Here is an 11,834-nt window from a genome sequence, read left to right as displayed (position 1 = left end):
TAGTTTGAGCCCACTAGATCCCAGTGCCCTATTCTTGTCATCCCAGTGCCTTCTCCTGTCATCCCAGTGCCCAGACACTGGGATCCAGAAAAGTTTGCTTGTAAGCAAGCAAACTAGCATAGAAAGTGGTTACAACGTTTTCGATGAGATTGCAGAAAGGCTAGATTCCAGACTGGAATGACATCGTTCACTATGTACCATATTGCAATAGTTGTGGTCAAGGCACTGGGATCTGAAATTGCAGTGTTCGTACAGCTATAGAATATAGATCAGAAGTGACAGAGCTTAAAAAAAGGCCTAACATTCTTAATAAACGTAAAAAGTTTTATGAAAATCAGAGTTGGAGTAATAGGCTGCTTAGGCAGAATGGGCAAAAAAATACTCAATGAATTAATTACAAATACCAAAGTGGAAATAGCAGGTGCTGTTGCCCGTTCAGGTAGTAAGTACATAGATTCAGATATTGGACCAATTATAGCCAATCTAGGAATTAAAGTTACAAGTTCTATTAGTGGCATATTTGAGTCATCTGACGTTGTAATAGATTTTACAACTAAAGAATGTATGTTAGACTGCCTTAAAGCAGCTGTAAAATTTAAAACACCGCTGGTTAGTGGCACAACTGGAATAGAAGGTGTCGATTTGAAAGAATATGCTGCTGAAGTTCCAATATTATGGTCAGCAAATATGAGTGTTGGGGTTAATGTGTTGCTGAAATTGGTAAAAAAAGCTGCTGAGCTTTTAGGTAATGAATATGACGTTGAGATTTGGGAAATGCATCATAACTTAAAAAAGGATTCACCATCTGGAACAGCTATAGAACTTGGCAAAACAATTGCTAACGCTTCAAAAGTGGATTTTCAGTCCAATCAATATTTACATAGTGGTTCAAACATAAGGAAAAAGGGGGGAATAGGTTTTGCAGTATCTCGTGGAGGTGGAGTAATAGGAGATCACAGCGTGATGTTTGTTAATTCTGATGAACGGATAGAACTAAACCACAAAGCAATTGATCGCACAACATTTGCTAGAGGAGCTGTTCAAGCAGCAGTATGGCTATACGAAAATAAAAGAGAAATTCCGGGGCTCTATTCAATGCAGGATGTGATATGAGCAATACACGTGCCTCTGTTAAAGATTTAAATCTCTGGTACGGCTCTAAGCAAGTTTTATTCGATATAAATTTGAATATTTATAAAAGAAAAGTTACTACTTTTATCGGACCATCCGGGTGCGGTAAATCAACATTTTTGCGTTGTTTTAATCGTATGAATGACTATGTACCAGGTTGCAAAACTGTTGGTGAATTAGATATCGATGGGCTGGGTGATATATATTCACGCGATATGGATGTTGTACTACTTAGAGCAAAAGTTGGTATGGTATTTCAAAAGCCAAATCCTTTTCCAAAATCAATATATGATAATGTTGCTTGTGGGCCAAAATTGCATGGTATGGCGAAGGATAAGCAAAAATTGAATGAGATGGTGGAAAATAGTTTAACCAAGGTTGGTTTATGGGAAGAATTGAAGGACAGATTGCAAGATAGCGCACTCAATTTATCCGGTGGCCAACAACAGAGGCTATGCATCGCTCGCGCAATTGCAGTGAAGCCAACTATTTTATTAATGGATGAACCGTGCTCTGCTCTTGATCCAATGGCAACCAATGCAATCGAAAATCTTATACAAGAGCTGAAATTAAGATTTACTATAATTATGGTGACTCATTCAATGAAGCAAGCTAAAAAGTTATCTGATAGTGTAATTTTCTTTCATAATGGCAGAATTGTTGAGTCTGGAAGCACTCAAGAAATATTCGAAAATGCTCAATCTCCCTTAACAAAGGAGTATATCCTGGATCATTAAATTTCTGACCTTACCCAGAAAAAGTGGAGAGAAAGAAAGGAGTTTTTTCGGGTAAAATAAAATTTTGAAGGATTAGAAATGGCAAGAGAATATAAGGCAGAATTCAAATTGGAAGCTGTTAAGCTGACAAATGAACAAAGAAAGGTAGGTCAACCAGTTGCAAAAGTAGCAAGAGATCTAGGAATAAGGGATAGTGTATTAGGAAAATGGATGAAGAAATATAACGAAAAAAAGTCAGCGGCAAATGCATTTCCAGATGTAGCACCTTATGACAAAGAGAGATTTGATTTACAGAAAGAGTTAGCAAAAGTAACAAGAGAAAGAGACATTTTAAAAAAAGCCCTGGCCAGTCAAAAAGAGTAAAATATTTTTTCATAAAAGAGCATAGTAAACACTATAAAGTGCAGGAATTATGTAGGGTTTTCTGCTAGTGGCTACTATAAGTGGACTACAAGGAAAATAAGCAGTAGAGAATCAGCAAATAAAGAGTCATTAGCAGATATTCAAAAAATATATCAAGCTTCTAAATGTAGATATGGAGCTCCTAAAATTCATTCTGAATTAAAGGCTTTGGGTAAAAGTTGCAACTTAAAAACAGTGCAAAGTATTATGCAGAAAAATGGTATTCAGGCTATATTGAGAAGAAAATTTAAAATTAAGAAACAACAAACGGACAGTAGCTCCCAATATATTAGACCAAAACTTTATTGTCGATCAACCAAATAAAGTATGGGATTACTTATATAAAAACCAAAGAAGGATGGCTATATTTGGCAACAATAATCGATCTATATTTACGCATGGTAGTTAATGAGCAGTTCAATAAATTGGTTATGGACTCTTTATTAATGGACGTTAACAAGCGTAAACCTGCCAAAAATCTACTATTACATAGTGATAAAGGTTCACAATATACTTCGCAAGGTTATCAATATCTCTTAGCTGTAAAGAATATAGATGAGTCATAAAGGTTGTTGTTACAACAATTCTGTTGTGGAAAGCTTCTTTAGCTCATTGAAAAGAGAAATACTTATTGATACTTCACAACACTCTGCTCAACAAACTAGAACTGCAATATTTGAATACATAGAAATTTTTTATAACAAACAACGTCACTATTAACTATTGCATTCCAGAACAATTTGATGCATCATTCTTTTTGTAAAAAACATTCCAAACTTTCTCTCCACTTTTTCTGGGTAAGGTCACTTTTCCACTGATCATATTTAATCGCCATAACTTTACTCCTACTTTAACAATATTTTAATTATCATATATTATGGCAAGAAAGTCAACCCTACCTAATTTTGCTTAGTAAGCACACTAACTATGAAACAATCTATATTACCATCAAAAACAGAATTTATATTGCCCACTTCATGTCCGGTTCTTAAATCCTTCACCATTTGATATGGATGCATAACGTACGATCTGATCTGATTACCCCAGCCTATATCGCATTTTTTACCATATTCTTCAGCCATTTTCTGTTCTTTTTTTTCCAGTTCAATTTGGTATAAACGTCCTTTAAGTAATTTCAATGCCTCATCTTTATTTCTGTGTTGAGAACGACCATTTTGGCATTGAACTACAACACCAGTTGGAATATGCGTAATGCGTACCGCACTTTCAGTTTTGTTCACATGCTGACCGCCTGCTCCAGAAGCTCGGTAGGTGTCGATCTTTAGATCCTTTTCATCCACAGCAATATCAATTGAATCTTCTATCACTGGAGTTACTCCTACACTTGCAAAACTGGTATGACGTTTACCATTTGCATCAAACGGCGATATTCTAACCAGCCTGTGAATTCCACTTTCACTTTTTGCCCACCCATAAGCTTTTTCTCCAACGATTTTTATCATTGCAGACTTTATACCAACTGACTCTCCTTCTAATTTTTCTACAACTTCAACTTTAAAGTTGTGATAAATTTCTGCCCACCTTATATACATGCGCATCAGCATTTCAGCCCAATCATTGCTCTCGGTTCCGCCAGCTCCTGAGTGGATTTCTAAAAAGCAGTTATTATTATCTGCTTCACCAGTAAATAAGGACTCTGTTTCTTTATACTTGATTAATTTCTCTAGCTTAGCTAATTCATTTTCAACTTCAGAGAAAAATTCTTCATCATTTTCATCAATAGCAGACTTCATTAAGCTGATGGCATCGTTGTAATCGCTTTCCAGCTTTAAAAACGACTCTACGTCATTCTTAATTTTAGAACGTTCTTTTAAAACTTCTTGTGCTTTTTGGTTATCTTGCCATAGGTCATCATTCGACGCTTGGGAGTCAAGCTCTTCAAGGTGCAACTTTAATTTTTCTATGTCAAAGACACCTCCTGATAAGAGAAATACTTTTATTTAAGCTTTGAAAGTGTTCAAGAATTTCTGGATAAGTTTTCATTATACTTTAGATTTTAATATATTTACTATCAATAACAATAACAGTAAACAAAATAGAAATTTAACCATATGATAGTTAATTTAAATAATTTCATTATACTTTAATGTTTAAGGAAATCAAGCGCGTATATTTATTAAAAAATAAGGTAAAGTAATGAATATTAAAATAAGTTCTCATTATGGTTTAGACAAAAAGGCTATTGATGACTTAATAGAGTCACTTGATAACGAGGAGCTAGAGAATGTTTGTAGTATTGTAAAAACGATAGATAGCGTTCAGTTAGCTTATTTTTTATCTACTTCAATCAGTGATCACAGGGAGAAATTAGTTAATATCCTCGATCAACATTTGTTAAGTGATGCCCTAGTGCATGTAGTGCCAGATTTACAAATAGAGATCATAGAAACATTGGGAATAGAAAATACAGCAAAGTTACTAATGCTCCTTGATGTAGAAGATATAGTAACCATAGTGAAAGATTTAGATAGAAAGTCTGTAGAAAATATACTTTACTATTTGCCCAGCAAAACTCAGAAATCGGTAGAGGAGTTGCTATCATATCCAGAAGAAAGTGCAGGAAGGTTAATACATAAAGATATGGTTATAGCTCCATATTATTGGACAATAAATCAACTGACAGAATTTGTGTGCAACTATAAAAAAATACCAGAAAAATTTCACCAGATATTCATTATCAACTCAAAATTAGAGCCTATAGGCAGTGTTAATTTAAATAAGGTAATATCTCACTCAGGAGACACAATAATAAAAGAGATAATGGATCATGACATAAAAATCATTAAAACTGGAGTAGACCAAGAGGAAGTAGCAAGAATATTTAAAGATTACTCTCTATTATCGGCTCCGGTAGTAAATAAGAATGGTAAAATTATTGGTGTGATCTTAATTGAAGATGTGATAAAAGTTGTTCAACAAGAAACAGAAGAGGATGCACTCAAAATAAGCGGTGTATCTTCTAAAGCCGATATAAATGCCCCTATACATAAAACTATAATTAAAAGGCTACCTTGGTTACTGTTTAACCTCTTAGCTGCAACAATGTGTTCCATAGTAGTTGGCTTTTTCGATGATGTAATAAAGAGTTTTATAGTGCTGCCAGTAATCATGCCGATAATTGCATCAATGAGCGGAAATGCAGGATCCCAAACAGTAACGCTAACCATCCGGGCAATCGCAACAAAATATCTAACTGAGCAAAATGCAAAAAGAATACTGATGAAAGAATTTTTAATAGGTCTTATAAACGGGGTGATCTTATCTACTATTTCATTAGTAGTGTTAGCAATAAGGTTTCACAACTTCAAAGTGGAGATGATTTTTGTGGTCTCCATGATTATGATGTCAATTATTGCAACGTTCATCGGAACTTTCATTCCTATAATGCTTCATCGCTTAAAGTCTGACCCTGCCGTTTCTTCTTCAATCCTAACATCGGCAACAACTGATATTCTCTCAGCTTTTATATTTCTTGGTTTAGCTACGATCTTTTTATTAAATAGCTAATACTATCTATAGCTATACCGCCGCGAACCGTCATGCCGCGATTCATTCGCGGTATCTCTTAGCATAGATCCCGCTAACAAGTAGCGGGATGACGAGAAAGGGGCTACTTGGATGACATTCTTCCTGGTGTGCCCAAATCACAATGTTCGTACATCTGTGGATTTATTCGCGGTATAGATATCGCTAACGAGTAGCGGAATGACGGTTTTTCAAATTGTCGTAAGTCAGTTTAGCTATAATATCAAGTTTCACCAACTATTTCTCTCTATTAAATAAGAATAAATTACCTATACAAAAATAGATTGGCAATATTTCAAGTCTGCCAAGCAGCATTAAAAACGATAGAAATAATTTTACTTCATTACTGAAAGAGGAATAATTACCCGAAGGACCTATTAAATTACTAAATCCCGGGCCAGAGTTTGTAAGCGTTGCAGAGACTGAACTGATGCTAGTTATAAAGTCTGCATTGCTTAAGTAAGACATCACTATTGATGAAATGGTAAACGTTAACATGAAAATTGCAAAAAATATAAAGACAGAGTGAACTTCATCATTCTCCAGAATTTTTCCATTGAATTTTACTCCATTGTCTGCATCAGGGTTTAATAAAAGGTAAAAGTAATTTCTTATAGACCTTAAAAGAACAATCAAGCGGAAGATTTTGACACCACCACTTGAAGAACCGCTACATCCACCAACAAAGGTTAGAAAAAAAGCTAAGACTGAAATGAAACTCCAATCTATATGATTACAGATTGCATAACCAGTTGACGTAATCAAGGAAGTGATGGTAAATGTGCTGCATCTAAATGATAATGACACTCCTAAATCAACATTTTTATACAACCAAAAACAAGCAAATAAAGATGAGATAGTAGCTATCTTAACAAAGTAAGAGACCTGTTCATCATAGCAAATGTCTAACCGTCTTATAATTTTTAAATAGCTAAGAAAAGGCAGAGAACCCAAAATCATAAAAACGATCGTTATGGCTTCTAGTATGGGATTATTATAGTGCCCTATAGAATCATTATAGTTAGCAAATCCACCAGTTGATACAGCAGACATTCCGTGACATATTGCATCAAATAGTGGCATACCAGATAGATAATAGGAAAATATGCATAACAAAATTAAGCCATAATATATTGCCGTAACATGAATCACTACGCTTCGCGTGTTCGGCAACTTCCTTTTGGTAGCATCTGAATATTCAGAATAAAGTAAATTATTTAGGCTGAGAACCTTAAACATAGGAAAAACTGCAATTCCTAAAGTGATTACACCAAAACCCCATGCCGTGTAGCATTGCTCTCCACAGCAGTATTCCTGGAGATTGTTTTTCAATATCATTAAATATAGTTGCCCCTGTGGTTGTGATGCCAGATATCGTTTCAAACAATGCATCAACATAGCTCAGATTATCAAAATAGAAAGGAATAGCTGCAAACAGAGACAAGGCAATCCAGGTGCAACTAGTAATCGCAAAAATTGCTGGCATTCCATGCAATCTACTTAATTTACCGAGTAAAATAAAAATTGCGCCAGATGTGCAGGTAATTATGAATCCAGCGAAAAAATTTTTCCATTCGTAGCTGAGATACTTATTGGTAATAGCAGGAATAAGCATTGCTAAGCTAAATAGCAATAGGAATATTCCCACAATAAATGCAATTGAACGTAAAGTTTGTAAACGTTGATGATTTTCATAGAGTTACTTCCTCGCTATACAAAGCCATAAAAGCTACTCTAACGTCAAGCATTTTGTTGGCCTTTATTAACAGTTATTAACAATATACTTGATTTACTTGTAAATATGTATGATAATTAAATTTTTATTAGAGGTAAGATATGGTTGAATTAACTGATGCACAAGAAGAAATTCTAGGTTCATTAAGACAGGCAGTCAGGAATGACAATTTTCAAGAAGTCCAGAACGTACTCAACAATAAGGAACATAATGATATACAAGCAGTTTTGAGCCACGAGGGGACTATGACTAGTGACAAAGGTACCATTTAAATGATGTTATTGGCTGTACTAAAACTAGCGTTAACACTAAAGTAGGGATCATTGAACTAATTTGGAAGGAAGCTGATCAAAAACTCGTGATTTTTTGTGTGATTACAAGGTAACAAAATCTTTTGAAGATCAACCATATTTTACGGATACAATAGATGATCTTAAACGCTTTCAAGGAAAATTTGACCCTCATAGCACAGAATATTTTGCTCTTGTACAAGTTGTTCAAAAAATAGAAGATCACAAGTGGGTAATGGATCTTGATTCCAACTTACAAGAAGCAATAGAAAACCTTGATATTGATCAAGTTAAAGCAGCATTAGAGAATTGTGGTGAAGATGTAGAAAGGGTTTTAGAGCGAGAGAGGTATATTGGAGTAGTGGAAGAGTAGATGCCCTTTTAGTTTATCCTCTGAAAGTTGAATATAGTGAAGAATTGAACCAAGAAGATGTGGAAAAGATAAAAGAAAGCTTTAAATTAATGTTTGATGCTGCTTCTCCAGGGCTCCTTGGGTTCGAGCCCAATGGAAATAACTATGTAATGGATAAACTTACATGTGCACAAAAACGTTTTGCTAAAATACCTGGAGTAGGTGAGCAATGCTTTCAAGATTTGATTCAAGAATTTGAGGAAAAACTTAGTAAAAATGAACTAGATAATGCCAAGATTAATGATCAGATAGCATGGGATAAAGAGTATGCGACTCGATTTTCACAAGAAATCAATCAGGATCCGTCTGAGAATGATGATCTTAACTTTATAGATGACACTGATCTAGATCAAAACACCGTAAACTCTGCACCAACTGCAGACAACAAAACCCCAGAAAAAAACGATACAAACTTCTGGAGTGAACACAAAGGGAAGATCGCTCTGGGCGTTGTTGAACTATGCGTAGTTGGTGCTATTGCAGCCTATGTGCTGGCATATCCTGTAGTTGCATTAGTTTTAGAAGTTTTAGCAGTTTCAGCATTGGCTGTACTAGCTTATATTGGAGGAGTTTGTGAGAAATCAGAAAGCCCAAATACGAAAAGCTCGGACCCGGTTGTTTCTGGGGTGTTGCAACAACGCAGAACTGTCTAATTAGTAATCCATTGTCATCCCAGCGCGCCGCGCTGGGTCTGACTACGCTAGAACAAAGAATATAAAAGAAACGTTGCCGTCACGTTATATCATAAACCTTTGCTGAAGCTTTCTTTATATCTTCACTTGAAAGTGGAATTAGACCAAGCCTAGATAGGTACCCATCTTCAATGCCGATCGAATCTATAATTTCTTTTATGAATTCTCTTAATCCATCAACAGTATCCAGGTGTTCTTTCTTTATATAAAGGTATAGAGGTCTTGCTAATATATATTTTCCCGATGATATATTTTCGTAAGTTGGCTCAATTCCTGCAATTGTGCTCCCTTGTATTTTATCTTGATTCCTCATTAAAAAGCTAAAACTAAATATCCCTAAAGCGTTCTTGTTACTTTTCAATTTTTGTATTATTATGTTTTCATTAATTCCAACTTCTATATACCTTCCGTCATCCCTTATATTACCACATGCTTTCTTTCTTTCTTCCTGATCTTTATAATTCTCTTTGAAAATTCTCGAGTTCATGCATGAATATTGATCAAGCATAATAGAATTAACCAAAGTTTCGTATGTGCCTGTATTTTGATGTGGACCATAAATTTCAATTTCTGTTTTTGGTAAGGCTTGATTTACATCAGACCAAAACTTCTTATTATTTTTTACTAATTTATCATTTTCTTGAGAATATGCAGATAAAGTTTCAAATAAGTCCTTCTTTGTGAAATCAAATCTATGGCTTTGATTTGAATTTGCAATGACAATTCCATCATAGCCAATGATGATCTCTATCACTTCATTAATTTTATTTCTTTTACATAGTTCTCTTTCTACTTCCTTTATAGGGCGAGATGAAGTGGTGATGTCTGGCGTGTCTTCCCCTATTCCTGAGCAAAACATTTTGAACCCTGATCCACTTCCTATTGATTCCACAACTGGAGTCTTAAAAGGGAATACACGATTGAACTCCTCGGCTATAAACGAGATAAAAGGAAAAACAGTTGAAGATCCAACAATTCTGATGTATTTCCTGGCATCAGCATTTGACGGCGGCGTGAATAATACGAATACAAAAATCAGGAGAAAGTTTCTAAGCATTATTTTTAGTTAAGAACATAAATCTAATTATTGTAACAAAACATCAAACTGAAAAGCTTTAATTGCATGACAAAAGCTACAGTTTACATTTAAATTTTATTTTATATTATTGTAAGTATTACACAACTTTAAGGAACAGTTATGGCAGTTATGCCAGATAAATGGATAAGAGAAAAAGCTGAAAACTTTGGAATGATAGAGCCTTTTGTGAATCACAAAAGCAGCAAAGGTGTTATATCTTTCGGACTATCATCTTACGGTTACGATGCAAGAGTGGATAATAAATTTAAAATTTTTACTAACGTTAATTCAGCCATCGTGGACCCTAAAAATTTTTCTGAGAATAGTTTTATAGATAAAGAAACAGACGTATGCATAATTCCACCAAATAGCTTTGTGCTTGCAAGTACAGTGGAATATTTTCGTATACCAAGGAATGTACTGGTCATTTGTGTTGGTAAATCAACTTACGCAAGATGTGGAATTATAGTAAACGTTACTCCCTTAGAACCTGGATGGGAAGGTCATGTCACACTCGAATTCTCAAACACCACTCCACTTCCTGCAAAAATTTACGCTAATGAAGGCGCATGCCAATTCGTATTTTTAAGCGGCGAAAGTGAATGCGAGAAATCATATGATGATATGAAAGGAAAATACATGAATCAGCATGGTATCACTTTGCCGTTAGTTAAGTGATTACTTTAGGTAAAGCGTGATATTGTTTTATTGTACTGAAGATTACTAAAATGAGTTTTAACTAATTTGTCGCATTCTTTATCACCTAAAACTGCACGTGCAGAGTGGTTTTTAAATGACTCTACATAGCTTGAAAAGAAATTTGTAGAAGGATTACTTAAAGCTTCTGCAACTTCTTTTTTTTCTTTATCATTGGAAAGCTGATTAAATAGTTCTTCTCCCTTTTTTTGCAGCTCATTTTCAAATTCCTGCTTTATAGTATTCTTATCTGCTTTTTGCAAGAAGGAAAACTCTTCAAAAGTGTACAAGGAAGAGACAATACTGTTAAATGTGCCAGTAAAACATGCACTTGAACCACGACCACCACGCACTCCGTATTCTGTTTGCGATTCTACTAAATGTTTAACCAGTTGATATTTTCTCTGTGATATGCGGGTATTAATAGCTATATTATTTGCTCTAGTTTGATCGTTGCAAGCCTTCCAAACTAAATTTAAAACTTGCTTCAATGTTAACCCGCTTCCACTATGTGTACCAGGGTTATTTTTTATACGCTTCAAGCACTCAAGTGCATGTTTTTTCTCATCTTCTATAAGTTGATCTTTATCTGCAGCTTTTTGTGTGCCATTTGCTATGCACTCTAACTGATCAATAAATCCTTCTATTTCCTCTATAAACTTATCATCAATATCAGGCTCACCGTAGTTTTCTTTTAGCTTTTGAACGTTAATATTAATTGCATCATTTACATCAGTATCATGCGTTGTTTGTGGAATACGTGCTGCCTCCATAAATGCTTCAGCTCTTTGCTCTAACCATTCTGGTGCTTTGCCTCCTGCAAAAAGATATAGCTTACTCAATACATTGGCGATTGAGAGAAACACCAGGAAAGAAATAACAAATATTATCAAAAGTACTACAGATAAACCTATGATTAGCCACCTTACAGGAGCTAGCAGAATTTCTTTTGCTTTTTTTAATTTTGACGGTCTTTGTATGTTGTCTGGTGTATTTACTACTGCTGGCATAATTAGTTTAAGTTAATATCAATATTATTAATATACTATATTTTTTCTTATTTTGTCAACTCAAATTTCTACTTCCGCACTTTCTTATTGTTGCTTACAATGATT

General features: G+C 34.7%; 12 protein-coding genes and 2 pseudogenes. 9 read left to right on the top strand and 5 right to left on the bottom strand.

Going from position 1 to position 11,834, the window contains the following annotated elements:
* The first annotated feature begins 4 nt into the window (after nt 1-4).
* The 4 genes and pseudogenes from HUB95_RS04015 (at nt 5) to HUB95_RS06620 (ending at nt 3,033) form a co-directional block, all read left to right on the top strand.
* The gene (locus HUB95_RS04015) at nt 5-181 is read left to right on the top strand and encodes a hypothetical protein (RefSeq protein ID WP_153801318.1); all 177 of its coding nucleotides are present in this window, start codon (nt 5-7) and stop codon (nt 179-181) included.
* A 146-nt stretch (nt 182-327) separates the two neighbouring features.
* A complete protein-coding gene (gene dapB, locus HUB95_RS04010; protein WP_010962542.1) occupies nt 328-1,113 on the top strand; it encodes a 4-hydroxy-tetrahydrodipicolinate reductase in 786 nt (261 codons plus the stop codon).
* Complete coding sequence (pstB, locus tag HUB95_RS04005; protein ID WP_006280935.1) at nt 1,110-1,868, top strand: phosphate ABC transporter ATP-binding protein PstB; 759 nt, start codon at nt 1,110-1,112, stop codon at nt 1,866-1,868. Before dapB ends, pstB begins: the two co-directional genes overlap by 4 nt.
* 78 nt (nt 1,869-1,946) lie before the next feature.
* Nucleotides 1,947-3,033, top strand: a pseudogene (locus HUB95_RS06620) (IS3 family transposase).
* 136 nt (nt 3,034-3,169) lie between these two features.
* Here the strand turns inward: HUB95_RS06620 and prfB are convergent.
* Nucleotides 3,170-4,274 (bottom strand): peptide chain release factor 2 gene (prfB, locus tag HUB95_RS03980; RefSeq protein ID WP_209452330.1). Its coding sequence is split into 2 segments (ribosomal slippage): nt 3,170-4,198 and nt 4,200-4,274, totalling 1,104 coding nucleotides; the frame shifts between segments, so codons are not numbered across the junction.
* Nucleotides 4,275-4,427: 153 nt separating this feature from the next.
* Between prfB and mgtE the strand changes: the two genes are divergently transcribed.
* Nucleotides 4,428-5,798, top strand: a complete 1,371-nt coding sequence (gene mgtE, locus HUB95_RS03975; protein WP_197907190.1) for a magnesium transporter — start codon at nt 4,428-4,430, stop codon at nt 5,796-5,798.
* A gap of 255 nt (nt 5,799-6,053) precedes the next feature.
* On the opposite strand, the gene HUB95_RS06220 is transcribed toward mgtE, so the two are convergent.
* Entirely contained in the window at nt 6,054-6,776 is a 723-nt protein-coding gene (locus HUB95_RS06220; RefSeq protein ID WP_244662813.1) for a potassium transporter TrkG, read from the bottom strand.
* Nucleotides 6,771-7,431: pseudogene (locus tag HUB95_RS06215) on the bottom strand (potassium transporter TrkG); the annotation flags it as partial. The pseudogene HUB95_RS06215 and the gene HUB95_RS06220, both read right to left, overlap by 6 nt.
* 221 nt (nt 7,432-7,652) lie before the next feature.
* Between HUB95_RS06215 and HUB95_RS03965 the strand changes: the two are divergent.
* From HUB95_RS03965 to HUB95_RS06210, 3 genes are all read left to right on the top strand, one after another.
* Nucleotides 7,653-7,823, top strand: a complete 171-nt coding sequence (locus HUB95_RS03965) for a hypothetical protein (RefSeq protein ID WP_209452329.1) — start codon at nt 7,653-7,655, stop codon at nt 7,821-7,823.
* 94 nt (nt 7,824-7,917) lie between these two features.
* Nucleotides 7,918-8,214, top strand: coding sequence for a hypothetical protein (locus HUB95_RS03960; protein WP_209452328.1), 297 nt, complete (start codon nt 7,918-7,920; stop codon nt 8,212-8,214).
* 44 nt (nt 8,215-8,258) lie between these two features.
* Complete coding sequence (locus HUB95_RS06210) at nt 8,259-8,906, top strand: hypothetical protein (RefSeq protein WP_244662731.1); 648 nt, start codon at nt 8,259-8,261, stop codon at nt 8,904-8,906.
* 79 nt (nt 8,907-8,985) lie between these two features.
* Here HUB95_RS06210 and HUB95_RS03950 read toward each other — a convergent pair whose 3' ends face one another.
* Nucleotides 8,986-10,002, bottom strand: coding sequence for a substrate-binding domain-containing protein (locus HUB95_RS03950; protein ID WP_209452327.1), 1,017 nt, complete (start codon nt 10,000-10,002; stop codon nt 8,986-8,988).
* A gap of 141 nt (nt 10,003-10,143) precedes the next feature.
* Between HUB95_RS03950 and dcd the strand changes: the two genes are divergently transcribed.
* On the top strand, nt 10,144-10,701 hold the full coding sequence (gene dcd / locus HUB95_RS03945; protein WP_006280485.1) for a dCTP deaminase: 558 nt from the start codon (nt 10,144-10,146) through the stop codon (nt 10,699-10,701).
* A 5-nt stretch (nt 10,702-10,706) separates the two neighbouring features.
* On the opposite strand, the gene HUB95_RS03940 is transcribed toward dcd, so the two are convergent.
* On the bottom strand, nt 10,707-11,729 hold the full coding sequence (locus HUB95_RS03940; protein ID WP_209452326.1) for a hypothetical protein: 1,023 nt from the start codon (nt 11,727-11,729) through the stop codon (nt 10,707-10,709).
* Nucleotides 11,730-11,834 lie beyond the last annotated feature (105 nt).

Source organism: Wolbachia endosymbiont of Ceratosolen solmsi, from assembly GCF_017869155.1.
GTDB classification, from domain to species: domain Bacteria; phylum Pseudomonadota; class Alphaproteobacteria; order Rickettsiales; family Anaplasmataceae; genus Wolbachia; species Wolbachia pipientis.
This window is presented reverse-complemented; position numbering and strand designations above follow the sequence as displayed.